21 protein-coding genes are annotated in these 24,400 nt (G+C 59.6%); 7 read left to right on the forward strand and 14 right to left on the reverse strand.

Annotation, left to right across the window (positions count from 1 at the left end):
- Positions 1-63 precede the first annotated feature (63 nt).
- Positions 64-2,292, forward strand: a complete 2,229-nt coding sequence (locus AC2FNR_RS17090) for a CHASE2 domain-containing protein (protein WP_496850269.1) — start codon at positions 64-66, stop codon at positions 2,290-2,292.
- 136 nt (positions 2,293-2,428) lie between these two features.
- Here AC2FNR_RS17090 and AC2FNR_RS17095 read toward each other — a convergent pair whose 3' ends face one another.
- Together AC2FNR_RS17095 and AC2FNR_RS17100 are read right to left on the reverse strand one after the other, a co-directional pair.
- Positions 2,429-2,746 carry a DUF3775 domain-containing protein gene (locus AC2FNR_RS17095; RefSeq protein ID WP_480868551.1) on the reverse strand — a complete coding sequence of 106 codons (318 nt, stop codon included), beginning with the start codon at positions 2,744-2,746 and terminating at the stop codon, positions 2,429-2,431.
- 87 nt (positions 2,747-2,833) lie between these two features.
- On the reverse strand, positions 2,834-3,607 hold the full coding sequence (locus AC2FNR_RS17100) for a DUF1365 domain-containing protein (RefSeq protein ID WP_496850271.1): 774 nt from the start codon (positions 3,605-3,607) through the stop codon (positions 2,834-2,836).
- A 147-nt stretch (positions 3,608-3,754) separates the two neighbouring features.
- Between AC2FNR_RS17100 and AC2FNR_RS17105 the strand changes: the two genes are divergently transcribed.
- Genes AC2FNR_RS17105 through AC2FNR_RS17115 form a run of 3 tightly spaced genes read left to right on the forward strand, consistent with a single transcriptional unit; the run spans position 3,755 to position 5,527 of the window.
- Positions 3,755-4,411 carry a sigma-70 family RNA polymerase sigma factor gene (locus AC2FNR_RS17105; protein WP_496850272.1) on the forward strand — a complete coding sequence of 219 codons (657 nt, stop codon included), beginning with the start codon at positions 3,755-3,757 and terminating at the stop codon, positions 4,409-4,411.
- 10 nt (positions 4,412-4,421) lie between these two features.
- A complete protein-coding gene (locus tag AC2FNR_RS17110) occupies positions 4,422-5,072 on the forward strand; it encodes a ChrR family anti-sigma-E factor (protein ID WP_170756004.1) in 651 nt (216 codons plus the stop codon).
- Between the two features lie 50 nt (positions 5,073-5,122).
- The gene (locus AC2FNR_RS17115; RefSeq protein WP_496850274.1) at positions 5,123-5,527 is read left to right on the forward strand and encodes a hypothetical protein; all 405 of its coding nucleotides are present in this window, start codon (positions 5,123-5,125) and stop codon (positions 5,525-5,527) included.
- Positions 5,528-5,530: 3 nt separating this feature from the next.
- Here AC2FNR_RS17115 and AC2FNR_RS17120 read toward each other — a convergent pair whose 3' ends face one another.
- The 6 genes from AC2FNR_RS17120 to AC2FNR_RS17145 all read right to left on the reverse strand — a co-directional run bounded on the left by AC2FNR_RS17120 (position 5,531) and on the right by AC2FNR_RS17145 (position 12,808).
- Positions 5,531-6,760: a DNA recombination protein RmuC gene (locus AC2FNR_RS17120; protein WP_496850276.1), complete on the reverse strand. Its 1,230-nt coding sequence runs from the start codon at positions 6,758-6,760 to the stop codon at positions 5,531-5,533.
- Positions 6,761-6,812: 52 nt separating this feature from the next.
- Positions 6,813-8,663 carry a DNA mismatch repair endonuclease MutL gene (gene mutL / locus AC2FNR_RS17125; RefSeq protein ID WP_496850278.1) on the reverse strand — a complete coding sequence of 617 codons (1,851 nt, stop codon included), beginning with the start codon at positions 8,661-8,663 and terminating at the stop codon, positions 6,813-6,815.
- A 236-nt stretch (positions 8,664-8,899) separates the two neighbouring features.
- Positions 8,900-9,841 carry a metal ABC transporter permease gene (locus tag AC2FNR_RS17130; RefSeq protein WP_496850280.1) on the reverse strand — a complete coding sequence of 314 codons (942 nt, stop codon included), beginning with the start codon at positions 9,839-9,841 and terminating at the stop codon, positions 8,900-8,902.
- Positions 9,838-11,043: a metal ABC transporter permease gene (locus AC2FNR_RS17135; protein ID WP_496850282.1), complete on the reverse strand. Its 1,206-nt coding sequence runs from the start codon at positions 11,041-11,043 to the stop codon at positions 9,838-9,840. Before AC2FNR_RS17135 ends, AC2FNR_RS17130 begins: the two co-directional genes overlap by 4 nt.
- A gap of 3 nt (positions 11,044-11,046) precedes the next feature.
- Positions 11,047-11,853 carry a metal ABC transporter ATP-binding protein gene (locus AC2FNR_RS17140; protein ID WP_496850284.1) on the reverse strand — a complete coding sequence of 269 codons (807 nt, stop codon included), beginning with the start codon at positions 11,851-11,853 and terminating at the stop codon, positions 11,047-11,049.
- Position 11,854: 1 nt separating this feature from the next.
- Positions 11,855-12,808, reverse strand: coding sequence for a metal ABC transporter solute-binding protein, Zn/Mn family (locus tag AC2FNR_RS17145; protein ID WP_496850285.1), 954 nt, complete (start codon positions 12,806-12,808; stop codon positions 11,855-11,857).
- A gap of 198 nt (positions 12,809-13,006) precedes the next feature.
- Between AC2FNR_RS17145 and deoC the strand changes: the two genes are divergently transcribed.
- The 3 genes from deoC to AC2FNR_RS17160 all read left to right on the forward strand — a co-directional run bounded on the left by deoC (position 13,007) and on the right by AC2FNR_RS17160 (position 17,204).
- A complete protein-coding gene (gene deoC, locus AC2FNR_RS17150) occupies positions 13,007-14,005 on the forward strand; it encodes a deoxyribose-phosphate aldolase (RefSeq protein ID WP_496850287.1) in 999 nt (332 codons plus the stop codon).
- 11 nt (positions 14,006-14,016) lie between these two features.
- Positions 14,017-16,350, forward strand: coding sequence for an aldehyde dehydrogenase family protein (locus tag AC2FNR_RS17155; RefSeq protein ID WP_496850289.1), 2,334 nt, complete (start codon positions 14,017-14,019; stop codon positions 16,348-16,350).
- 122 nt (positions 16,351-16,472) lie between these two features.
- Positions 16,473-17,204: a Crp/Fnr family transcriptional regulator gene (locus AC2FNR_RS17160; protein WP_496850291.1), complete on the forward strand. Its 732-nt coding sequence runs from the start codon at positions 16,473-16,475 to the stop codon at positions 17,202-17,204.
- Positions 17,205-17,209: 5 nt separating this feature from the next.
- On the opposite strand, the gene AC2FNR_RS17165 is transcribed toward AC2FNR_RS17160, so the two are convergent.
- The 6 genes from AC2FNR_RS17165 to AC2FNR_RS17190 form a co-directional block, all read right to left on the reverse strand.
- A complete protein-coding gene (locus AC2FNR_RS17165) occupies positions 17,210-18,514 on the reverse strand; it encodes a M16 family metallopeptidase (RefSeq protein ID WP_170755993.1) in 1,305 nt (434 codons plus the stop codon).
- Positions 18,511-19,851, reverse strand: coding sequence for a M16 family metallopeptidase (locus AC2FNR_RS17170; protein WP_496850293.1), 1,341 nt, complete (start codon positions 19,849-19,851; stop codon positions 18,511-18,513). The genes AC2FNR_RS17165 and AC2FNR_RS17170 overlap by 4 nt, the downstream gene beginning before the upstream one ends.
- A gap of 82 nt (positions 19,852-19,933) precedes the next feature.
- On the reverse strand, positions 19,934-20,452 hold the full coding sequence (locus tag AC2FNR_RS17175) for a DUF3035 domain-containing protein (protein ID WP_496850295.1): 519 nt from the start codon (positions 20,450-20,452) through the stop codon (positions 19,934-19,936).
- A gap of 49 nt (positions 20,453-20,501) precedes the next feature.
- The gene (gene lspA / locus AC2FNR_RS17180; protein ID WP_496850297.1) at positions 20,502-20,972 is read right to left on the reverse strand and encodes a signal peptidase II; all 471 of its coding nucleotides are present in this window, start codon (positions 20,970-20,972) and stop codon (positions 20,502-20,504) included.
- Positions 20,972-22,561 (reverse strand): bifunctional phosphoribosylaminoimidazolecarboxamide formyltransferase/IMP cyclohydrolase, encoded by a 1,590-nt coding sequence (purH, locus tag AC2FNR_RS17185; protein WP_496850298.1) that lies wholly within the window; start codon positions 22,559-22,561, stop codon positions 20,972-20,974. The genes lspA and purH overlap by 1 nt, the downstream gene beginning before the upstream one ends.
- 22 nt (positions 22,562-22,583) lie before the next feature.
- Positions 22,584-24,320: a heparinase II/III family protein gene (locus AC2FNR_RS17190; protein ID WP_496850300.1), complete on the reverse strand. Its 1,737-nt coding sequence runs from the start codon at positions 24,318-24,320 to the stop codon at positions 22,584-22,586.
- Between the last annotated feature and the right edge of the window lie 80 nt (positions 24,321-24,400).

Genomic DNA, 24,400 nt, shown 5'->3' on the forward strand with positions numbered 1-24,400 from the left:
GACGCGTCAGCGAGCTGATAACCCAAACCGGGCAACCCTCGCCCGATGTTATCGGAGGCACAATTGACCGGGAAATCCAGAGAAAAAACGGGACGGCGGCGCGGTTTTCGCCTGGTCGGGCTGGGTTTGATACTGATCGGTTGCTTTATCAGGGTCATTGACCCTTATCCCATTCGCATGAGCCGTTTGATTTACTTCGACCTGCTGCAACGTGTTTCACCGCGCGAATACAACCCGGACTTGCCGATCCGCGTTCTGGACATTGACGAAGAAACCCTGGCGGTCTGGGGCCAATGGCCATGGCCCCGAACGCTATTGGCCCAGATGGTGCAAAACCTTGGCGAAAGCGGCGCTGCGGCAATCGCTTTTGATATGTTGTTTGTCGAGCCCGACAGGTACTCGCCTGCACGGTTGCTGAACGACCCTGCCTTGGCGGGCGTTCTGACGGTCGAACACCATGCACAGAAGATGGACTACGACGTTCTGTTCGGTCTGGAAGTAGCGAATTGGCCCGTTGTCTTGGGAACTGCTGCCCGGGTCTCGCAGGAAGGTGCCAAAATTACACCCAAGGCAGGCATTATTGAAGTCGGTGAACAACCGGCATCCGGGCTGGTCTCTGTCCCGTTCTGGACGCCAATTGCGCCGCCTCTGGGGCGCAGCGCTGCTGGCATTGGCGGTGTGAATGTCTCACCCCTTGGGGGAACGGGCGTTGTAAGGCGCGTTCCGGTTCTTTGGAACGGCCCCAGCGGTCCACTTCCCGGCCTTGGCATCGAAGCACTCAGGGTGGCAATCGGCGCACCCTTTGTGCTGGCCGAGGGATCATCCGATGAAGAGGGCATCATGCTTGCGGTGGAGCTTGGTGATTTTCGGTTGCCGACCACTGAAAACGGCGAGGTCTGGATCAGATACAGGCGCGACCAACCCGAGCTCTACCTGTCGGCCAATGACGTAATGACAAGTCCTGATGACCCAGCGCTGCAAGCTGAAATCGAAGGCCGGATCATTTTGATTGGCACATCTGCAGCAGGTTTGTTCGACATGCACCAGACACCACTTGGCGAGTCCGTCCCCGGCGTTTCCATCCACGCACAACTGCTGGAACAGATCCTGACCGGCGAAATGCTGAGCCGGTCAGATGTAACCGCTGCGCTGGAGCTGCTGTCTTTCGTGTTGCTCGGCCTGATCGTGATCGCTGTCATGTCCAGCTTTGGGGCAGTTGCATCATTTGTTGCTGGGGGTTTAGCCGCTGCTGTGGTCATCGGCACAAGTTGGCTTGCTTTTCAAAATCAGCTGATCTTGTTTGATGTGACGTTCCCTCTGGCTGGGGGAATGGCCAATTTCGGTTTGTTAGCCGGGTATCTCTTTGTCTCAACCGAGCGTGAGAAGCACGAAATCCGCAAGGTTTTTTCACATTACGTAGCACCGGAAATCCTCGACGAAATGGAGCAGTCCGGCCACCGTTTGAAACTAGGCGGCGAGACGCAGGAGATCACGGTCATGTTCTCGGACATACGGGGATTTACTCCACTCTCTGAATCTGTGTCCGCAACCGAACTGGTGACTTTGCTGAACGAGCTTTTCTCGCAGGTGGGCGACCAGATCTTGCATGAAAGAGGTACAATCGACAAATTCATAGGCGATGCAGTTATGGCGTTTTGGAATGCGCCTTTGCCGGTAGAAGACCACCCCTGTCGCGCTGCGCACGCGGCATTGTTGATGCGCAAAGCTCTGATTGCATTCAACGCGTCGAAGGTGATGCAGGACCGACCACCGATTGCCCTTGCCACGGGATGCGCCACGGGACACGCCTGCGTCGGCAATATCGGATCACGCAGCCGGTTCAACTATACGGTCATCGGTGATGTAGTGAATGTGGCGGCCCGCATTGAACAAAGCTGTCGCCATGTCGATTACGACATCGTTGTTTCGCACTCAGTCTACAACGCAGCGCATCAGGATATGGCAATGCTTGAAGCCGGATTTGTCGATCTGAAAGGCAAAACGGATCTCGAAGCGGTGTTCGTTCTTATCGGAGACAACACCGTGCTGGACAGTGCGTCGTTTGAACGGCTTTCAGAGGCACATAACGAACTTATTTCCGCAATCCGAGACCGGCAGCCGTACGATAGGATCGAGCAGTTGTGCGGGCATTGTTTGGCCATCGCGGTCGAAATCGAGCCTGGCCTGCGTCAGTTCTATCGCTCGCTTCCCGGTCGAGTGGCGGATTTCCGGACAGACGTTCAATCAGGTCAGGCAATGTTCAGTCATCGTGCCCGTGAGGTCAGGGCCTGAACGTTCTTCGATTGGCGACCTAGGCGTACTGGCTCGGCAAGTACTGTCGACCACTAAAAGAATAGGCCAAGCCATATTTCTGGACGTGCGTCGGGTCTTTCGACCCCGCTGCGGATCGCCTACGGAGCGCACGACCTTACATCAGATCGTTTTCGACGTCTTCAACCGAAATGCCCAAGGCGTCCAAACCGTTTTCTAAATGGTCAGACAGGTGCGGTGTTCCAATCAAGTAGTCCGCGCAAGGAGTCGACGCCTCGGACTTGGCGGTCGCGATAGCTTCAGCCAGATCATCCGCGAAAAAGCTTTCACGTCCGATCCACATGACGGCAACCAGCTCGGCCTGTTCGTCTTCACTCATCCGGCCAATAAAAGCGCGCAATTCGCCCTCGGCCCGGTCCAGTTCACGCCCCATCATGGCGACCTGAGCTATTTTTCTTGCCGAGATTTCCAACATGTCCCAACTCCTCGTGTTCGCGACTTACTTACTACCAGAACCATTCTCAAAGGATTGAGTCTTTGATCTTACGCAAACAGCGGCGGGTTATGACTTGCGTATCCGAGAAATCGGATGATCCGGAACGGGTGCGGTACGGAAAGGACGGAACTGGGCCTTTTTTAATTTAAGTTTCAGCGCCTGCCACACGATCAAAGTGAAGGCACGCCGCGCCCCAAACGGACGTCGTATCAAAGACCAGAGGATCGCGCGATCGGTCAAAGGTGCCCTTGGGCCGGTAAGAGTGGCAATCAGCCCCCCTGACTTGCGCCCATAATCAATCCAAACACCGACCCGGTCGGCGCGGTAGTCAAATCGAAACGTGTAAGAGCCTTCGATCTTTTGAAATGGCGATACATGCATCAGCTTGTCTGCCACTATGCGATCAGTGGGTTGGATGGGCGCGAAATTGGCATTGTGGCACAGGTAGCTGTGCCGCGTGCCATAAGTGTTCGTTACCTCAGCCACCACTGAGTAAAGGTTGTCGCAATCGTCAAAACAGAACCAGAAGCTGACCGGATTAAACACATGGCCCAGAACACGGGGTTGCGTCAGCAGCATGATGTGCGCCGGTTGCACAACGCCCAGCGCATCGAACTGTTCGCGCAACCAAGCCGCGCCGCGCCCCTTACCTGGCGCACCACCGTGGTCCCTATCTCTCCAGTTCGTAATGTTTGCGCCGTTCAAGGAAAACAGACGCGGCGTTGCGGCCTTTTTCTCGGGGTCAAACAGGATGTAGTCGACCGAATAGCGAAATGCGTTTTCGATGGCCCCTTTACGCCCATGATAGGTTTGCCCTGCAATATGGTCTATCCGGTTCATTCCACATTTTCCATTCTGCCCGCGATTTGATCAAACAGCGCTTATTTTTTGCGGCCAATTCATAGGGATACTACGACAAGACAGCTCGTTTGGATTAAAATTTTCGTGCTTAGTGATCCAAGTTGGGACAGTCCGCGTAAAAAGAGTATGTTTACCGAGATCGATACCGCGAGCTTGGGTGAACCGGTGGCTGAAAAGCCCGTTGTTATGCCCTCGCGCGGGAAACAACGAGTAAACGGACGACCGGTGAACCACGCAGACGGCAATTGCGAGACCAGAACGGAATGGGTTAACCATGTTGCCCGTATCCGCGACGCGCAGGATCAGGCGGCATTTGCCGAGCTGTTCCAGCATTTTGCGCCTCGGGTCAAAGCGTTCCTGATAAAGTCGGGGTCGGACGTGACCCTGGCCGAGGAATGTGCGCAAGAGGTGATGGCCACCTTGTGGCACAAGGCGCATCTATTCGATCCGGCCCGCGCAACGGTGGCCACTTGGGTGTTCACGATTGCTCGGAACAAGCGCATTGACGTGCTGCGCAAGCAACGCCGCCCCGAGCCCGAAGATCTGGGATGGGGACCCGAGGCCGAGCCGGACCAGCACGACATTATGGCGCTGCAACAGGAAACCGCGCAGCTGCGGGACGCGATGACCGCGTTGCCAGAGGCGCAAAGAGAATTGATCGAAAAGGCCTATTTCGGTGACCTGAGCCACCGAGAAATTGCCTCGCAAACCGGATTACCACTGGGCACGATCAAATCGCGAATTAGATTGGCGTTGGACCGCTTGCGCCATTCGATGAATTGAGACAACGACGATGAGCAAAAACATAAAACATCACCTGACGGATGACCTGCTGATGGCTTACGCCGCAGGCAATCTGCCCGAAGCGTTCGACCTCATGGTCGCTACGCATCTGTCTCTGTGCGACCACTGCCGCGCGCGGGCCGAAAGCTTTGATGCCGTCGGGGGCTGTGTTCTGGAAGATCAGGAAAGCGCCGCTCGGATGAGCGACGGATCGCTTGCGGCAACTATGGCGTTGATTGCGCAAGGTGCACCGATTGCAAAACCAGCCCAACCGGGATGTTCGGTCCTGCCTGCTCCGTTGCAGGATTACGTGGGCGGAAATGTTGAAGCGATCAAGTGGCGCTCAATCGGCATGGGTGTGAAACAGGCTATCCTGCCGACTACTAGTGAAGCAACCGCGCGATTGCTGTTTATCCCCGCTGGGGCCGCCGTACCGGACCACAGCCACAACGGGATGGAGCTGACAATGGTCTTGCAAGGGGCGTTTTCGGATGAGGTCGACCATTTCGCTCGCGGCGATGTCGAGATCGCGGATGAGGACCTGCATCACACGCCCACGGCCGATATGTCCGAGGATTGCATCTGTCTGGCCGTGACCGACGCACCGTTGAAGTTCAACAAGCTGATGCCGCGCCTGTTCCAGCCCTTTCTACGAATCTGACGGCAGAGACACGTTGTGCTAAGCTGCCGTCATTCGTCGGAGGATAGCGCATGATGAAACGCCTGATCTTTATCGCAGCAATCCTGGGTCTGGCTACTTCGGCCTCGGCCCAACGCTTAGCCGAGGTCAAATTCCAACCCGGCAATTACGGCACGATGGTCAACGGCACCATCACCGGGGACGAGTATTTCGACTACAAGCTGGGCGCTCAGGCCGGTCAAGAGCTTTTCGCCGATCTGCAGGTCAGCGATACCAATGGCAACGGCGTGATCTATTTCAACATCCTGCCACCGGGCAGCGAGGGTGAGGCGATCTATATCGGCTCGATCGACGGCAACACCGCGCGTATCGCCCTGCCCCAAAGCGGAGATTACACGATCCGCGTTTACCTGATGGGCAATGACCGCGACACCGGCAAGACTGTTGGCTACAATCTGGACCTGTCAATCCAGTAGCGGCTAGCCTTCGGTCTTGCCCAGCGGCACCACGTTGGAGTGATCGTCAGGGGCCAGTTCCTCGAAATCGAAGTTATCCAGCCGCTGCGCCCGGCGGCCAGCCTTTTCGGCGCTGATCTTGATTTCCGAGATATCCTTAGCCGCCTGTCCAAAGTGGCGGTCCAGATTGGACACCCGGTCGCCAAGGCGCTCCACATCCTTGTGTAGCATCCCCAATTCCTTGCGAATAGCGCCCGCCTGTTCCCGCATTCGCGCGTCTTTCAGTATCGCGCGCATGGTGTTCAGCGTCGCCATGCAAGTGGTGGGCGAGACGATCCAGACGCGCTTGCTGAAACTCTCCTGCACCAATTCCGGGAACTTGGCGTGCAGTTCGGCATAGACCGCCTCGGACGGCAGGAACATCAGCGCGCCATCGGCGGTTTCGCCATCCAGAATGTATTTCTCGGCAATGTCGTTGATATGCTTGCGAACTGTGCTGCGGAACATCTGCACCGCTGCTTTCAGCTCGGCATCGCTGGTCGATCCGATCAGCGCCTCATAGGCCTCCAGCGGGAATTTGCTGTCGATCACGATAGGGCCCGGTGGGTTCGGCAGGTTTATCAGGCAATCGGCGCGCCGCCCGTTCGACAAGGTCGCCTGCAGTCGGAAACTGTCCGAGGGCAGCGCCTTGGACACGATATCATTCAGCTGAATTTCCCCAAACGCGCCGCGCGTCTGCTTGTTCGACAGGATATCCTGCAGCGACAGCACATCGCCCGACAGTTTGGTGATATTGTCCTGAGCCTTGTCGATGGCGGCGAGGCGCTCCTGCAGCTGGGTCAGCGAGGTCGCGGTCTGTTTCGACGAGCCATGCAGCGATTCCTTCATCCTCTCCTGCATCTCGGCCAAAGCACGCGCGGATTTCATCGCATTATCCGCCAGCCGGTCATTCATCTGCTGCTGCACCGAGGACAGGCGCGATTCGACCGTCTGGATCACCTGTACCTGCGCATTGGCCTGCGTGTCTGAAACATGCTGCAACCCGCCACGGAGTTGCTCCTGCCCCTGTCCCAATTGCTGCACGTGCTGGCCCAGATGCGCCATCTGCCGCGCCAGAGGTTCAGCCATGCGGGCGGACTGCTGCGCCGCACGCAGCGACAGAAACAGCAGTAAAAGGATCAGCGCCACCAACCCGCCGCCGATCAGAATCACGGGGTCGTTTAGGGCGATTTGGGTGCCAGAAATCTCGATCATGTCGCCTCGGATGTTCTTGTTTTATTCCTCATACCGCACGCAGGTGGAGGGATCAACTGCGCCCGAACAGCCGTTCAATATCGGACAGTTTGAGTTCCACATAAGTTGGCCGCCCGTGGTTGCATTGGCCGGAATGGGGCGTCGCCTCCATCTCGCGCAGCAGGGCGTTCATTTCCTCGGCCCGCATCCGGCGGCCCGACCGGACCGAGCCATGACAGGCCACCCGGCTGAGGATCGCCTCAATCCGCGCCTGAACCGTCTGGCTTTCGCCCTGATCGGCCAGTTCATCAAGGATATCCAGGATCATCGCGCGGGCATCGACTTCGCCCAGAATGGCTGGGGTTTCGCGCACGGCAATAGCTCCGCCACCAAAGGGCTCCAGCGTCAGGCCAAGGCGGGTCAGGTCGTCAGCCAAGGCCATCAGGCGGGCACAATCGCTGTCAGACAGTTCCACGATCTCGGGGATCAGCAGCGCCTGCGCAGCGACGCCGTTTTCCGCCATCTGGCGTTTGAGTTTCTCATAGACCAGCCGCTCATGCGCTGCGTGCTGATCGACGATCACCATGCCATCGGCGGTTTGGGCGACGATGTAGTTCTCATGCACCTGCCCGCGCGCCGCGCCCAGCGGCAGATCCTGCGCCGGGGGTCCTTCTGCGACAACGGGTGCGGGCTCCACAATTCTACCGCTGTAATCCTGCGACAGTTCCGCAAAGCCCGGCGCCTGCGCCTGGTAGGATGCCTGCCGGGCTGCCAGCGACGGCTGGTCCATCTGATAGACCCGCGCGGGCGCAGGCTGTGCCGGTTCAGGCCGCATCGCGCCCAAAGTCGCATTGGCCACGGTCGAAGAGGCCCGATGTCCCGCCTCGGCCAGCGCGTGCCGCAGGGCAGACACGATCAGCCCCCGCGCCACGCCGGGATCGCGGAACCGGACCTCGGATTTTGCCGGATGCACATTCACGTCGACCAGCGTCGGATCACAGTCGATGAACAGCGCGGCTGCCGGATGGCGATCCCGGCTGAGGAAATCGAAATACGCCGCCCGCAGCGCTCCTGTCAGCATTTTGTCACGCACCGGGCGGCCATTGACGAACAGGTACTGCGCCACCGCCGCACCCCGCGAATAGGTCGGTAGGGCGGCGTAACCGTACAGCCTGATCCCCTCACGCGTGGCGTCGATCTGCAGGGCGTTCTCGGCAAACTCGCGACCGATCACGCGGGCCAGACGGGCGTGCAACGCATCGAACAGATCGCCATTCTCGCGGTCGGCGCGGAAGGTCACGCGCCCCTCGCCCCCGCCCGACACATCGCGCAAGGTAAAGGTGATCGCGGGCTCGGCCATGGCCAGACGTTTGACCGTGTCGCTGATCGCCTGCGCCTCGGCCCGGTCGGTGCGCATGAACTTCAGCCGGGCGGGCGTGGCGAAGAACAGATCGCGCAGCTCGACTACCGTGCCCGTGCGCAGGGCAGCGGGTTTGACCGCCCCCATCCTGCCGCCCGAGACGTTGATCTGCGCCGCCTCATCCCCGGCCACGCGACTTGTTATGGTCAGTCGACCCACCGCGCCCAGCGAGGGCAGCGCCTCGCCCCGGAAGCCGAAGGTATGAATGTTCAGCAGGTCTGACCCATCGATCTTGGAGGTCGCATGGCGCGACAGCGCCAGTGGCAGATCATCGGCCGCGATCCCGCAACCATCATCGGTGACGCGAATCAGCGTCTTACCCCCATCGGCAATGTCGATGGCGATCCGGCTGGCCCCCGCATCAATGGCGTTTTCCACCAGCTCTTTGACTGCCGAGGCCGGACGTTCGACCACTTCGCCTGCCGCGATACGGTTGATCGCAGCATCGTCCAACTGTCGTATTACGGGACGGGTATCGCTGATATTGGGGTTTGCCTGCGCCATACCCCTAGACCTAGCACATGCGTGCGCGATTCTACCACTGATTTACGCTGAACTGTTTAAGGAATGAGGGGGGCGTTCGGACAATCGTCGTGTCAGCCGTCGTGGCAACACAGAGGCAACGATTGCCCGAACGGTCCAAAGTGAGTGGTGGTCGTTCGCCTTATGTGAACATTCCGTAACACGAAACCCACATTGAGGCTTGCTAACTGTGACCATCGCGTAAATCTGGGCGGAGTTCAGCCGATACCGGGCTGTTGCCCCGGCGCTCCGGCGCGGGTCCGGCACGGCCCCCATATCGCAGCTGCGGCCAGGATCAAACCAGCGACTGCAGCAATCATACCGGCCGCACTGACTGCATCAGCCATACCCAACCAAAGCGGCCCGTAGCCTGCCAGAACATAGCCCGCAACGGCCGAAACCACTGCAAAGGCAACCGACCAAGCGATCTGACTCTCTAACCGGTTGGTCATCATCCGCGCGGCGGCGGGGGGGCAGATGAACATGGCGATCACGATGATCGACCCCACCGCGTCAAAGGCCGCCACCGCCGCAATCGCCGCAACCACCACCAGCGCCAGGCCCAGCGCCCCTGTGCGGATGCCGATAGTGCGGGCGAACCCTTCGTCGAAGGTGGAAATCTTCAACGGTCGCCAGAACAACCAGATGAATAGCGTTACACCCAGCAAAGTCGCGGCAATGCGCGGCAGTTCAGGTGGCAGCCCAGCCAACGCGGTCAGATCCAGCAATGAAGACCACCCTACCGCATCCAGCCAGATCAGGCTTTCCAGATTGCCATAGAGGGCATGTTCTACGTCCAGATGCACGGTCGAAGTATCGGTCTGTTCCAGCAACAGCACCCCGGCGGCGAACATGGTGGTAAAGACCACACCCATCGCGGCACCGGGTTCGATCTGGCCCAGCCGCCGGATCGCTTCGATCATCACAACGGCGACCACTGCGGCCCCCGCCGCACCCAGCATCATGGGCCATGTGGATATTGCTCCGGTCAGGATAAAGGCCACGACGATCCCCGGTAGCACCACATGGCTGATCGCATCGCCGATCAACGCCTGTTTACGCAGCACCAGAAAGTTGCCCGGCAGCGCGCAGGCAATGGCCGCAAAGGTGCCAATCAGCAAGGGCGTCAGGGACAGGGGGACAAATTCTTCACCGCTCATGCCATCACTCCCTGCGGGCCGCCGATCTGGCGGTCGATCTCAGCTATCTGGTCGCGGGTCAGGACGGTATCGATATCGCGCAAGCCATCATACAGCGCCGCTGTTGCCTCATGCGCCTGATCCGCGCGGACAATTTCCCAACGTTTTTCATCCCGCAGAGCCTTGGCGGCGCGGGCTTTTCCGGCCTCGGTCGCGACGCCATCAGCGCGGGCCAGACCGGCGCGCTTCAACAGACGCAGGGTCAGGGGTTCATAGATCTTTTGCCCCTGCGCCAGCGCCAGCAGGCCCTGACGGATATGCACCCGGCGCTGAAACCGCAGATGGCGCAGCACGGCGGCCAGAACGCCGCGCACCGGGGCCAGCAGCAGCGACAAGGCAAACAGGGCAAAGCTTACCAGCACGATGATCGGACCCGTCGGCAGGTTCGGGGCCGAGGCCGACAGCGCCGCGCCCACATAGCCCGAGACCCCTCCGGCAATCCCGGCCAGCAGCACCACGCGGTCGGACCGTTCGGTCCAGAACCGCGCCGTGACGGCGGGGATGATCAGCAGGGCCACGATCAGGATGAGCCCGACGATTTTCAGCCCCACCACCGTGACGGCCATCACCAGCCCCATCATCGCGAGGTCGATACGATGCACCGGCAACCCGCGCGCAGCGGCATATTCGGGGTCAAAGGCCACCATCGTCATCGGTCGGCGCAGGATCATCACCAGTACCAGCGTGGCCGCCCCGCCCAGCGCGATGACCAGTGCATCGGCCCACAGCATCCCGGCGGTCGAGCCCAGCAGGAACCCTTCAAGCCCCGCCTGACGACCCACGCCCATGGTCTGGATGACGGTCAGCAGCACTATGCCAAAGCCAAAGAACACCGACAGAACCGCACCGATCGCGGCATCCTCGGCCAGTCGCGTGTGGCGAGTCAGCCAGTTCATGCATAGCAAGCCGACCCAAGCCGACAGGGCCGAACCAGCCAGCAGTCCCAGAAGATTACGTCCGTCGCCGCCAAAGGCGACCAGCAACATGAAGGCCAGACACACACCGGGCAGCGTTGCATGGCTGATCGCGTCGCTGACCAGCGCCCGTTTGCGCAGAAACAGGAACGTGCCCGTCACCCCCGCCGACACGCCCAGCAGCGCAGCCCCGATGGCGACCAGCGAGGCGTTATAGCCCAGCTGAAGGGTCAAGGCGTCCCAAAACATGGATTATCCCAGCGCGCGCGAGATCTGGTCGATCTGGGCAGTCGCCAGACGGCCCCCATAGGCGGCTTGCAGTGTCTCGGCGGTGAAAGCCTGCTCTACCGGGCCCTCGGCCACTTTGCTGGTGTTGATCAGGAAGACATGGTCGAAATAGTCAGTGACGGTGGCCAGATCGTGATGCACGACAACCACGGTCTTCCCGGCCTCTTTCAGCGCTTTCAGCACCGCGATAATGGCCTTTTCGGTGGCCGCATCGACCCCGGCAAAAGGTTCGTCCAGCAGATACAGATCAGCCCCTTGCGCCAAAGCGCGGGCCAGAAAGACACGTTGTTGCTGACCGCCCGAAAGCTGACCGATCTGACGGTCCACGAAATCACGCATACCGACACGGTTCAGGCAATCCATCGCGCGCGCGCGATGACGACCCCGAATGCGGCCCAGCAGACCCAACTCGCGCGAGAGGCCCATCAGCACCACGTCGATCACGCGGGTCGGGAAATCCCAATCCACGCTGGCGCGCTGCGGGACATAGGCGATGCGGGCGCGCTGTTTCTCAAGCGCGTCTCCGTAAACCGTCACCTGGCCCGACAGCGCGGGCACAATCCCCAGTGCTGCCTTGAGCAACGTTGATTTGCCCGCACCATTCGGCCCGATAATGGCGGTCATCGCGCCCGGCTGAACGGTCATGTCCACCGAGAACACCGCCGGTTTCTGGCCGTAGGACACGGTCAGCCCGCGAATGGCCAGAGGGCTGCTTTCCACCCCGTTTTCCTGAACCGAAATTCCGTGATCTGCGGCCAGCTCAAGTGTCATCTCAGAACCCCGCCGACAATTTGCCGTTCATGCCACGTGCGGGCACATCCGCCCCCAGCGCACCTGCGATGACGGTGATATTGTGATCCAACATCCCGATATAGGTGCCCTCGTAAGTGCCCGGTTCGCCCATGGCGTCGGAATACAGCTCTCCGCCGACACCCACTTCATGACCTTTGGCCGCAGCGCCCTCGATCAGTGCGCGCATGGACCGGTCCGAGACCGAGCTTTCCACAAACACCGCCGTCAATTTCTGATCAACCAGCGTATCGACCAGTTCACCGATCCGGTTCAATCCGGCCTCGGATTGGGTCGAAATACCTTGAACACCCAACACCTGATAGCCGTATTCCGCTCCAAAATAGCCAAAGGCGTCATGGGCAGTTACCAGAATACGGTTACCTTCTGGGACAGCAGCCAGCATTTGCTGGCTATAGATTTCCAACTGGTCGATCTCGGCCAGATGGGCTTGCGCGTTGGTGGCAAAAGTTTCGGCCGCCTCGGGGCGTGCTTTGGCCAGCGCCTCTTGCACTTCGATCACCACATCGCGCCACAGGGCCGGGCTCATCCACACATGCGGGTCGTATTTGTCGGCGTAATCGTCATGGGCGCGCAGTTTCGCGGGGTCCAACCCTTCGGCCACCGCCACCACCGCCCGTTTGCGGCCAAGATCGTGTAAGAAATCCTCCATCTGCGCCTCAAGGTACAGACCGTGCCACAGGATCAGATCGGCCCGCGTCATGGCGACGATGTCGCTGCGGGTCTGGCGATAGGCGTGCGGATCTACGCCGGGGCCCATCAGGCCCTTGACCTCGACCTGATCGCCACCGACCTGGCGCACGGCGTCGGCAATCATACCGGTCGTCGCAACCACTTTCAGTGGCGTTTCGGCATGGGCCGAAATTGGCAAAGCGACAGCCAAAGCCAACGCAGCAAGAAAGTTACGACGAATCATGTCAGACCCCGATCTGATATCCCCACGACCATTAATATGAGAACCATTCGCAAGTTAGTCAATGCTATTGCGAATTATTCGCAACAAAGCATTTATTTTTGACCAAATGGACAAAAAGTTGTCTTTGAATTGCCGGTTTGCCTTTCATTTGGGCGCAACCCGTGCGATTTTGGCGCAAACCTCCCAAAGGATGTGAGAATGGAAACGCAGAGCCCTGACAGCGCCGTGCGCACCGCGCATCTGCCGCAAGTGACCGAACCCCGCAATCCGGGCATGGATCTGGATCTGGACTGGGTGCGCGCCGTGCAGGCCAACACCTCGGCCATTGAACGCCGTGCCGCCACCCTGCCCGGTCGTCGTTCGGTAAAGAAAGACTATCAGGCCGCTTGGCTGCTGAAGGCGATCACGATGATCGACCTGACCACGTTGTCGGGCGATGACACGGTGGGCCGCGTGCGCCGCCTGTGCGCCAAGGCGCGCCAGCCCGTTGCGCCCGCGCTGCTGCAGGCAATGGATATGCCGCCGATCACCACTGGCGCGGTCTGTGTTTATCACGACATGATCGAACCCGCTGTTGCGGCGTTGAAAGGCACGGGCATTCCGGTGGCTGCTGTCTCGACCGGGTTCCCGGCGGGCTTGTCGCCTTTCCATCTGCGCGTAGCCGAGATTGAAGAAAGCGTGAAGGCCGGGGCCGAGGAAATCGATATCGTGATCTCGCGCCGCCACGTGCTGTCGGGTGACTGGCAGGCGTTGTATGACGAGATGAAGGCCTTCCGCGCCGCCTGTGGCGATGCCCATGTCAAAGCCATTCTGGCCACCGGTGAGCTGGGCAGCCTTCGCAATGTAGCCCGCGCCTCGGTCGTGTGCATGATGGCGGGGGCGGATTTCATCAAGACCTCGACCGGCAAGGAAAGCGTCAACGCCACCCTGCCCGTGTCGCTGGTGATGATCCGCGCGATCCGGGATTACTATGACCGCACAGGATACCGCGTCGGCTACAAGCCTGCGGGCGGGATTTCCAAGGCCAAGGATGCGCTGGTCTATCTGTCGCTGATCAAGGACGAGTTGGGCGATCGCTGGCTGGAGCCGGACCTGTTTCGGTTCGGCGCCTCGTCACTGCTGGGCGATATCGAGCGGCAGTTGGAACATTATGTCACCGGGGCGTACTCGGCTGGCTACCGTCACTCCATGGGCTGAGGACAAGAACAATGACAGTCAAAGAAATTTTCGAAACCATGGATTACGGCCCCGCCCCCGAAAGCGCAGCCGAGGCGCTGGCTTGGCTGGTCGATCAGGGTGACAAATTCGGCCACTATATCGACGGGGCCTTTACCAAACCCGGCAAAGGCTTTGACAGCCGCAACCCTGCGACCGGAGAGGTGTTGGCAAAGCTGACCCAAGCCAAACAGGCCGATGTGGACGCCGCCGTGGCGGCCGCCCGCAAAGCACAACCCAAGTGGGAGAAACTGGGCGGCGCGGGACGTGCGCGGTATCTCTATGCCATTGCGCGCCTCCTGCAGAAACATTCGCGTTTGTTTGCGGTGCTGGAAAGCCTCGACAACGGCAAACCGATCCGTGAATCGCGCGACATCGACATCCCTCTCGCCCAGCGGCATTTCTATTACCACGCTGGCATGGCGCAGTTGATGGAGAGTGAGTTGCCCGATGCGCAGGCTTTGGGCGTTTGCGGGCAGATCATCCCGTGGAACTTCCCGCTGCTGATGCTGGCGTGGAAGATCGCGCCCGCGCTGGCGATGGGGAACACGGTGGTTCTGAAACCTGCCGAGTACACTTCGCTGACTGCGCTGCTGTTTGCTGACATCTGCACGCAAGCCGGTTTGCCCAAGGGCGTAGTCAATATCGTCACCGGCGACGGCGCGGTGGGTGAGATGATCGTCAACGCCGACGTGGACAAGATTGCCTTCACCGGCTCAACCACCGTTGGGCGACGCATCCGCGAGGCGACTGCTGGATCCCGCAAGGAACTGACGTTGGAGCTGGGCGGTAAATCCGCCTATATCGTGTTCGACGATGCCGATATCGACAGCGCCATCGAAGGGCTCGTCGATGCGATCTGGTTCAATCAGGGTCAGGTCTGCTGTGCGGGCTCGCGCCTGTTAGTGCAGGAAGGCATTGCCGACCGTTTCCACGCCAAGCTGCGCGCGCGGATGGACGGCTTGCGCATCGGTGATCCTCTGGACAAGTGCATCGACGTGGGCGCGGTTGTGGACCCGATCCAGTTGCAGACGATCAAAGGCATGGTCGACAGCAACACCGCAGGTGAGGTTTATCAGGCGGCCTGCGCGCTGCCCGAGAACGGCTGCTATTATCCGCCCACGCTGATCTCGGGTCTGGAGACATCCGATCCGCTGATGCAAGAGGAGATTTTTGGCCCGGTTCTGGTCTCCTCGACCTTCCGCACGCCCACTGAGGCGGTCGAACTGGCCAATAACACCCGTTACGGGCTGGCCGCGACCGTGTGGACCGAGAATGTGAACCTCGCGCTGGATATCGCGCCCAAACTGGTTGCGGGCGTGGTCTGGGTAAATGCCACCAACCTGTTTGACGCCGCTGCCGGGTTCGGCGGAGTGCGCGAAAGCGGCTTTGGCCGTGAAGGCGGCTGGGAAGGGCTGGCCGCCTATACCAAGCCCAAAGGCAAGACCAAGCCGCTGGCAAAGGTCGAGGCTGCAATGGGCCAAGGCGCGCCGGTTGATCCTATTGATCGCACCGCCAAGATGTATGTGGGTGAAAAGCAAGCGCGACCGGACGGAGGCTATTCGAAACCCGTCTGGGGTAAATCCGGCCTGCTGGGCCATGTGGGTCTGGCGAACCGCAAGGACGTGCGCAACGCGGTAGAAGCCGCGGCGGGCGCGAAAGGCTGGTCCAAGACCACCGGCCATCTGCGGGCGCAGATCTTGTACTACATCGGCGAAAACCTCTCGGCCCGCGCGGATGAGTTCGCCACCCGGATCGACACCATGACCGGTGGCAAAACCGGCGCGGCCGAGGTTGAGGAATCAATCCAGCGCCTGTTCAGCGCCGCGGCCTGGGCCGACAAATATGACGGTCAGGTCCATGGCGTACCGATCCGGGGTGTTGCCCTTGCGATGAAGGAACCTGTTGGCGTGATCGGGGCACTGTGCGCGGATGAGGCACCTTTGCTGGGCCTGATCTCGGCCATGGCCCCCGCAATTGCGATGGGCAACCGGGTGGTGCTGGCGGCCTCCGAACCCTATCCACTGGCTGCAACGGATTTCTATCAGATCCTTGAAACCTCGGATTTACCCGCAGGGGTGGTCAACATCCTGACCGGCAGTCACGCGGAGCTGGCGAAACCACTTGCCTCACACATGAACGTGGATGCGGTCTGGACGTTCTCGTCCACTGACCTGTCCAAAGAGATTGAGGTTGTATCTGCAGGGAACCTGAAACGTACATGGGTCAATAACGGCGCGACAACCGACTGGAGCATCGACCACACACGCCGTTTTTTGCAGGCCGCGACCGAGGTCAAGAACATCTGGGTGCCTTACGGCGAGTAAAGCAACACAGGACGCAGGCGAAAGCCCGCTCATGTGCAGACATTTTGTGAATGGGGTCACAGACAAAGCCGCTTGCCTGACCCAACGTAAGGTCCATTCTAATCCAGAATGGGCCTTTTTTCATGCTGAGTTTACCGATTGATTTCTCAACCTCTTTACAGATTGTCACGTTGGTTGGCGTCTGCGGCGCCGGACTGTACATTCTGAACTACTTCATGCTGCAGATGGGTGTCATCAGGGGAACAGGAATCCTTTACCCCGTCCTGACCATTATCGCCGCCAGTTGCGTCCTGCTCAGTATGGCTGAAGAATTCAATCTGGCGGGTTCGATCATCCAGATGGCATATATTCTGATCTCGGTCCTTGGTCTATTGCGAGGCTACCTGTCCCGGCACTTGGTGCGGTTCTCGGAGGACGAGCGCCAATTCATCGCACTACATCTGGAATCGTTAAAACCCCATCAGGCCCGCAGGTTGCTGAACACGGCCACCGTGAAAGAGTTCCCAACCGGGGATATCCTGATCGAAGAAGGCAAGACCACCGATTTTCTGGGATTTGTATTGACCGGTCGAACCACGATCCTGAAAGACGGTCAGGTGATCAACTGCTGCGGATCGGATGAAATACTCGGAGAGCTGACCTTCGGCCTTGGCCTGCCCGCAACTGCCACCGTCATCGCAACCGAACCGACCAGATGCCTGGTCTTCGACAACATCAAGCTGACGCGCTTGCTCAAACGAAACAGACATATTGATGATGCGCTAAAGGCCGCGCATTTCAGACATGCGCGGCAAAAGCTGCTGAGCAGCAACAAGCATACGTTACTGGCCCAGAAAAGACCCGCCGCTGCCTAACCGGATCAACCGTCCAGATCTTCGGGTTTGCCGACAATGGTGAAATGCAACCCTTCTGGATCCAACAGCTCGGATGCAACGCGGTTCACATCCTCCAACGTAACGGCGTTCACCTGATCGTTGCGTGTCGCGATATAGTCGATCGGCAGGTCTTCCATCTGCATCCCAACCATGATCGACGCGATCTGGCTGTTTCCGTCAAAGCGCAACGGGTAGGCACCGGTCAGATAGGTCTTTGCTTCATCCAATTCCGTCTGCGTCACACCTTCGTCTGCCGCGCGGGCCCATTCGTCACGAATGACTTTGACGGCCTCGGCAATACGATCATTGGCCGAAGACACGGATCCCAGATAAACCGAGGCCAAATCCTTGGGCACCAGATAGGTGCTGACACCATAGGTAAGGCCCCGTTTTTCACGCACCTCATGCATCAGGCGGCTTTCAAAACCACCCCCGCCCAAGATGTGGTTCAGAACAAAGGCCGCAAAGAAGTCGGGATCATCACGGTCGATCCCCTCATGGCCAAACAATGCCACCGATTGCGGAGTGTCGAATTCGACCACGCTTACACCACCGGGAATGGTCACCTGAGCACGGCCCGGTATCGGTTTGCCGCTTGCGGGCAGGTCGGCCAACAGCTTATCCAGCAGCACGCCCAGTTCCTCGGCCGTGATGTCGCCAACTGCGCCAACATACATGCGGTCCTTGGCGAACACATTTTCGTAAGCCGTGACAATATCGTCCCGCGTCAGGGTGGTGACGCTGTCGATGGTCCCTTTGCCCTCGGACCCATAGGGATGATCACCATAGGCCATGCGGGCAAAGTTGCGACCGGCAATGTCATTGGGATCGGTTTGATCCGAGCGCAGCCCAGACAGAACCTGCGCCCGCACGCGGTCCACAGCGTCCTGATCAAAGCGCGGCTCATGCAAAGTTACGCGCAGCAGATCGACCACCTCGTCGCGATTTTCGGTCAGAAACTGCGCCGACACCGATACCTGGTCGTCAGTTGCGTTATACCGGAAAGAGGCGGCCAGAGACTCCAACTCGCGGGCATAGGTGCGCGAGTCCATATCGCCCGCGCCTTCTTCGATCAGGCCCGCCATTAGGTATACTGCGCCGCGTTTGTCCGGATCATCTAGCGAGGTGCCGCCGCGAAACCGCAACTCGATCGCGGTGAAGGGGATCGAATGATCCTCGACCAGCCAGGCGGTAATACCCCCGGGCGACGTGACTTCCTGAATTTCGATCTCGGCCCAGGCTGGCAAAGCGATAATGAAAGCGATCAGAGTGGCAAAGATCCGTTTCATTGTGTCACCTCATCGTCGCGCATCAGCCACCCGGTGACTGATGTTTCGAGTTGAAAGACTTCGCGTGCGGCCGCGATGATCTCATCGCCGGTAACGGCCTGAAGAATATCGGGCCAGGCCTGCACGTCTTCGACTGTCAAACCGGTGGTCAAAGCACGGCCATAGCGGTTGCCGATTCCGTCCACGTTGTCACGCGCATAGGTCTGCGATGCCCGCAACTGCATCTTTATGCGATCCAGGTCTTCCTCGTTCACACCTTCGGCAATAAAATCCGCAACAGCATGATCCATCGCATCTTCGGCTTCTTGCAAAGACACGCCCTGCGCCGGGACGACCACAAGATCAAAGGTTGTATTATCCAACGACGTCCCGCGATAAAACGCACCGCTGAATACGGCCTTTTGCTGGTCGAACTGCAGCTTTTCAGACAGGTATGACGTATTGCCCCCGCCCAAAAGCTCGGCCAGCAGGAACAACGCCGCAGCCTTTTCCTGCGCGCCCGCGTCGCGCTCTTGCGCCAGATAACTGCGCTGAACATAGGGTTGCGAGACGCGCGGATCTTTATAGGTCAGCCTCCGCGCTGCGGTCTGAGGCGGCTCTTGCGACCTTATGCGCTCGGGCAGATCCGGGTTGGCCGGAATGACGCCATAGTATTTCTCGGCCAAGGTTTTTACGTCATCGGGATCGACGTCGCCGGTAACGACCAGAATGGCATTATTGGGGGCGTAATGGGTCTGGTAGAAGGACAGCGCATCCTGCATGTCCAGTGTCTCCATCTCATGCCGCCAGCCGATGATCGGCACACCATAGCGATGGTTGAGGTACTGCGCCGCGCTCATCTGTTCGCCAAACAGGGCGCGCGGGTTGTTTTCAGTGCGCTGGTTACGCTCTTCAAGGATCACGTCGCGTTCGGTTAGGATATCTTCCTCACTCAGGCGAATATTGCGCATCCTGTCGGATTCCATCCGCATCATAAGCTCTAGTCGGTCAGAGGCCACGCGTTGGAAATACGCTGTATAGTCGTAGGAGGTGAAAGCGTTGTCATTACCGCCATTGGCTGCGACCGTGGCCGAAAACTCACCCGGTGCAAGCGTATCCGTGCCTTTGAACAGCAAATGTTCCAGAAAATGCGCCACCCCGGACGACCCGATCGGCTCATCCGCAGACCCTGCACGATACCAGACCATATGCTGCACCACAGGGGCGCGGTGATCTTCGACCACCACGACATCCATGCCGTTATCAAGCGTGAAGGTAGTGACCGCCTCCTGCCCATCCTCGGCGAAGACCGGGGTGGCGGCGATCAGGGCAGCCGACAGTGCCAAGGCCCGAACCATGGGGCATCCTCCGTATAGTTTGCTGTGGTTCAAACTACGGTGGTGCGGCGCAGGTTCAAGGCCGATGACGAAAAGTTAAGGATTATTCATCCAAAGGAGGGGCCGAAGGCGTTTCGATACCTGCACGACGGGCCGCCTGGTTCTGTTGATCCGCGTTCAGCGCCTCTTTCCGGTAGACCTGCTCATAGCGGTCGATCTTGAACAAACGCAAACGGGTCAGTCGGCCTTGCTTCCTACGGAACTCGGCATCCTCAGTATCAACCACCTGACGGGTATTGGACGGGACGCCGTAGCGGCTTGAGGCTGTCACCAACGCGGCATCCGTGGATGGAATCGCCGTATTCGGATTCAGAGCTGCCGGATTGCCACCAAGCGCCGCAACCGCATCGGCTGTTGGCGTTGGGTCGGTCAGGTTGCCACCACCCGGAGTTGGAGCGGGCAGGAACTGATAATCCTCGGGCTGCGTCAGAGGTTTCACTGGCAGCACGGAAAACTCGTCCGGCCCCGGCCCCGGCGCTTCAAGGTGGCGCAGGCCGATATCGGCACATCCTGCAACCGCAAAAGCCAATGTCACGGCAAATATGGAACGCGGCAACCGCATCAGAGTCTCCAGCCTGTTTGTGGCGTTTTAGCGCATATCGACAAGCGCGTCACGAGGGCTTTTTGCTGTCGAACAGCACCAGCCCTATGGCCCCTGCAAAAATGAACACGTCGGCAAGGTTGAAAACAAATGGGTTGTTGATGCCGCAACATGACATGTTCAAGAAATCGAGAACAAAGCCATAAAGCACACGGTCAACAACATTGCCCAGCGCTCCGCCGATCAGCAAACCGCCGCAGAACAGCATCAGCTTTGATGGCGCAGAGCGCATCAGCCAGATCAACACAGCAACCGAGATCGCAGCGGACACGCCGATCAGCACCCAGCGCGCCGCGTCGCTATTGCCCTGAAACAGGCCGAAATTGATGCCCCGATTCTCGCCGTATTTGAACACAAGCAAGGGCGGCAGAACGTCGATATCGCCCTCGGCCACGCGCATGACGTGGACGACCAGATATTTGCTGATCTGGTCGATCGCGAACGCCGCAAGCGCAGCCAAAAGGAGCAAGCGATAGCGCATTAGTGACGGAAGTGCCGCATACCGGTGAAAACCATGGCCAGACCGGCCTCGTCCGCCGCGGCGATCACTTCGTCATCGCGCATTGACCCACCCGGCTGGATCACACAGGTCGCGCCGGCCTCGGCGGCCTCCATCAGACCGTCGGGGAAGGGGAAGAACGCATCCGACGCCACAGCCGAGCCGATGGTCAACGGCTGCGGCAGCCCCAGCACATCGGCCATACGCTCGGCTTTCTTGGCCGCAATCAGCGCCGAGTCCACGCGGCTCATCTGGCCAGCACCCACACCCACTGTCGCGCCGTCCTTGACGTAGACGATGGCGTTCGACTTGACGTGTTTCGCCACTTTCCAAGCAAACAGCAGATCGCGCATTTGTTCATCAGTTGGCGCTTTCTTGGTGACCACTTTCAGGTCATCCATACCGACAAAGCCATTGTCCTTGTCCTGCACAAGCAGGCCACCAGCCACCTGACGGACGGTCTTGCTGCCTGCAGTCACATCCGGCAGCTCTTCAGTCGTCAGCAACCGCAGGTTCTTCTTGGCGGCGAAAATCGCTTTGGCCTCATCCGACGCGCCCGGAGCAATCACAACCTCGGTGAAGATGCCGGTGATCTCCTGCGCGGTTTCCGCATCCAACGGCTGGTTCAGCGCCACGATCCCACCAAAGGCCGAGGTGCGGTCGCAGTCGAACGCCGCCTTATAGGCGTCGATCAGCGTGGCGCCCGTTGCCACACCGCATGGGTTGGCGTGTTTGATGATGGCACAGGCAGCACCGTGCGCCGGGTCGAATTCAGCCACCAGTTCAAAGGCTGCGTCGGTGTCGTTGATGTTGTTGTAGCTGAGTTCCTTGCCCTGATGCTGCACCGCCGTGGCAACGCCGGGCCGGTTGGTGCCGTCGGTATAGAAAGCCGCCTGTTGGTGGCTGTTCTCGCCATAGCGCAGGGTCTGTTTCAGCTCACCCGCAAAGGCGCGGCGTTTGGGGGCCTCAAGCTCCAGCGCGTCGGCCAGCCAGTTGGACACAGCCGTGTCATAAGCGGCGGTGCGGGCATAGGCTTTTTGCGCCAGTTTGCGGCGGAATTTCGGGCAGGTCGACCCATTGTGCTGATCCATGTCGCCCAGCAGTTTGGTGTAATCCTCTACATCCACGACCACGTTCACAAAGGCATGGTTCTTTGCTGCCGCGCGGATCATCGCAGGGCCGCCAATGTCGATGTTCTCGACACATTCGTCATATCCAGCCCCCTTCGCCACGGTCGCCTCGAACGGGTAGAGGTTCACCACCAGCAGGTCGATCGCGCCAATCCCGTGCTCGGTCATCGCGGCCACATGGGTGTCGTTGTCACGCAGCGCCAGCAGCCCGCCATGCACCATCGGGTGCAGGGTCTTGACCCGGCCGTCCATCATTTCGGGAAAACCGGTGATCTCGCTGACGTCTTTCACGTCCAGCCCCGCCTCGCGCAGGGCCTTTGCGGTGCCGCCGGTTGACAACAACTCGACCCCGCGCTCGGCCAGCGCCCTGCCCAGATCGATCAATCCGGTCTTATCGGATACGGAAAGCAGCGCGCGGCGCACGGGGTGAAGGTCGGTCATGGGTCCAAAGGTCCTTTTGGCGTCAGTCGAAATCGGGCTCGTCCCGGTGCACATCGCGCACGGCATAGGCTGTATCCTGTGCCTTGCTCAACGTCCACCGAATGCGCGTCGCATACTCCATTGCGCGGCCAGATAGAACGATCTGTTTTGTCGCGCGCGGCTTTAGACGCCCTTTTTCAAGATAAACGCTTGGTTCGACGGTCAGTTTTGCCACCCCGTCATGACGAAACACCCAGATCTCACCGCTTTTGAGCGCCATCGACACCGCCGCGCCGCCCAAATCCAGCGCCGCATCAACGTCGGGATGCAGGTGGAATCTGATATCGAATCCGATGCCCTGCAGGCTCGAGGCGTTCATCGCCTTGTCGAATTGCCGTTTTGCACGGTCATCCGACGTCAGAAGAATATCCTCGCAAACCAGTTCGCGCCCGTCAAAGCGCAGTTCGAACGTACGGGCGTGGGTCAGGCCGAACACTTTCGAATAGCCATCATGCCCGGCCATGAACTTCGCACCTTCAAAGGATTCTTCGAATTCGTTCGGAACATCAGTCGGTGCATCGACCAGGGCTTCGGCTCCTCGGTGGTCAGGGCTGGTCAGGCGGGCGCTGGAATAGCCATCAAGGCACAAGGTTGAATGCGACGGGGTTGCCCGTCCTGCCCGGCGCCATTCCGCGCCGAAGGTTTCCCCTGATCCGCAATTCACGATCAGGGGGCGTCGGCCCGAGGTCAGTTCGAAAGCCAAGGTTGAGGCATGCGCGTTATACGACGCTGGCCCCTTGGGCGGTGCGCTGGCATCCACGATTACACTGGTTCGCGCTGCATAAAGGCGCGCGTAGCCCATCGACAGGCCAGTGGCGTGATGTGGCCGCACGCCACTTTGCGCCAGTGCCTGATCCAGACGTCCTTCCAGCCCGCGCCCGCCCCCGTGAAACCGCGCCAGCCCCCCGTCCGAGTGCCGCAGACAGCGCAGTGTGGGGGCCATCCGCTTGATCGCACCCGCCTGTGCGCCGGGCGTCCCCCTGCCTAGCTCGCTGAGTGCTGCGGATGTCCAGGCCAGCAACGTGAAAACCTCAAGCAATTCTTCTGGATTGCGGGTCAGCAAACCACCCTTAGGGTCAATTTGACTGTCACATTCCCGCGCCAAAGCGCGCAGGGCCGGGTCTGCCATATGTTCAAGACCCTCCAGCGCCAGACCGGCCTGAACCAAACCCGCCAAAGCTTCGAACCGCGGCAATCCCGGCGTGGCGGCTTTCCAGCGCTTGGACAGAAACCAAGTCTGCTGCGACAAAGCTCGAAAAAACTGCTGGCGCTGTTTTTCATCCGTACCACGTAACAAAAAGGCAGAGTGGTTGACCCAGCGCATCACACGACGCCCGGTCAGATCAGGCGCCCAGCCGGGACCGTGACCGCGCCCATGTGCCGCAATCCAACCCCAGACCCAGCGTTGCGCCTTCTCGCGCGCACGCATGTCGCCAACGGCTGCCAGATCATCGAGCCATGCAAAGCCGTGCCGTTCATTGTCGAAACCGGTACTTGGCGCCGTGACATCCCATAGCTCGGTATCCTGTGCCTCGACCAGAAAACCTGCAAACAAAAGGTTTCCGGCGACCAGCTGTCGACCCCGGGCAAACGCGCCAATCGTCCGGGGTTCGGGCTCACCCACAAAACCACTGACGGGTTTGCGCCGCTGACTGAGCCGCGCGTAGAAGCGGTTTTGAAACCGCGTCCACCGGTTTGCCATGGTATCCTTGTTTGACATGCCGCCCGTTACTCTGCCCTGTGCGCTCTGCTGGCGCCTAAGCGCAACGATAAACCGCGTCGCGCGTCATGTCATCGAAA

It is taken from the genome of Ruegeria sp. SATB045 (assembly GCF_059613525.1).

What these genes read in the sequence shown, in the direction of transcription:
- AC2FNR_RS17095 (WP_480868551.1), bottom strand. Translation starts at nt 2,746, where the DNA reads ATGTTGGAAATCTCGGCAAGAAAAATAGCTCAGGTCGCCATGATGGGG.
- AC2FNR_RS17100 (WP_496850271.1), bottom strand. Translation starts at nt 3,607, where the DNA reads ATGAACCGGATAGACCATATTGCAGGGCAAACCTATCATGGGCGTAAA.
- AC2FNR_RS17105 (WP_496850272.1), top strand. Translation starts at nt 3,755, where the DNA reads ATGTTTACCGAGATCGATACCGCGAGCTTGGGTGAACCGGTGGCTGAA.
- AC2FNR_RS17110 (WP_170756004.1), top strand. Translation starts at nt 4,422, where the DNA reads ATGAGCAAAAACATAAAACATCACCTGACGGATGACCTGCTGATGGCT.
- AC2FNR_RS17115 (WP_496850274.1), top strand. Translation starts at nt 5,123, where the DNA reads ATGATGAAACGCCTGATCTTTATCGCAGCAATCCTGGGTCTGGCTACT.
- AC2FNR_RS17120 (WP_496850276.1), bottom strand. Translation starts at nt 6,760, where the DNA reads ATGATCGAGATTTCTGGCACCCAAATCGCCCTAAACGACCCCGTGATT.
- mutL (WP_496850278.1), bottom strand. Translation starts at nt 8,663, where the DNA reads ATGGCGCAGGCAAACCCCAATATCAGCGATACCCGTCCCGTAATACGA.
- AC2FNR_RS17130 (WP_496850280.1), bottom strand. Translation starts at nt 9,841, where the DNA reads ATGAGCGGTGAAGAATTTGTCCCCCTGTCCCTGACGCCCTTGCTGATT.
- AC2FNR_RS17135 (WP_496850282.1), bottom strand. Translation starts at nt 11,043, where the DNA reads ATGTTTTGGGACGCCTTGACCCTTCAGCTGGGCTATAACGCCTCGCTG.
- AC2FNR_RS17140 (WP_496850284.1), bottom strand. Translation starts at nt 11,853, where the DNA reads ATGACACTTGAGCTGGCCGCAGATCACGGAATTTCGGTTCAGGAAAAC.
- AC2FNR_RS17145 (WP_496850285.1), bottom strand. Translation starts at nt 12,808, where the DNA reads ATGATTCGTCGTAACTTTCTTGCTGCGTTGGCTTTGGCTGTCGCTTTG.
- deoC (WP_496850287.1), top strand. Translation starts at nt 13,007, where the DNA reads ATGGAAACGCAGAGCCCTGACAGCGCCGTGCGCACCGCGCATCTGCCG.
- AC2FNR_RS17155 (WP_496850289.1), top strand. Translation starts at nt 14,017, where the DNA reads ATGACAGTCAAAGAAATTTTCGAAACCATGGATTACGGCCCCGCCCCC.
- AC2FNR_RS17160 (WP_496850291.1), top strand. Translation starts at nt 16,473, where the DNA reads ATGCTGAGTTTACCGATTGATTTCTCAACCTCTTTACAGATTGTCACG.
- AC2FNR_RS17165 (WP_170755993.1), bottom strand. Translation starts at nt 18,514, where the DNA reads ATGAAACGGATCTTTGCCACTCTGATCGCTTTCATTATCGCTTTGCCA.
- AC2FNR_RS17170 (WP_496850293.1), bottom strand. Translation starts at nt 19,851, where the DNA reads ATGGTTCGGGCCTTGGCACTGTCGGCTGCCCTGATCGCCGCCACCCCG.
- AC2FNR_RS17175 (WP_496850295.1), bottom strand. Translation starts at nt 20,452, where the DNA reads ATGCGGTTGCCGCGTTCCATATTTGCCGTGACATTGGCTTTTGCGGTT.
- lspA (WP_496850297.1), bottom strand. Translation starts at nt 20,972, where the DNA reads ATGCGCTATCGCTTGCTCCTTTTGGCTGCGCTTGCGGCGTTCGCGATC.
- purH (WP_496850298.1), bottom strand. Translation starts at nt 22,561, where the DNA reads ATGACCGACCTTCACCCCGTGCGCCGCGCGCTGCTTTCCGTATCCGAT.
- AC2FNR_RS17190 (WP_496850300.1), bottom strand. Translation starts at nt 24,320, where the DNA reads ATGTCAAACAAGGATACCATGGCAAACCGGTGGACGCGGTTTCAAAAC.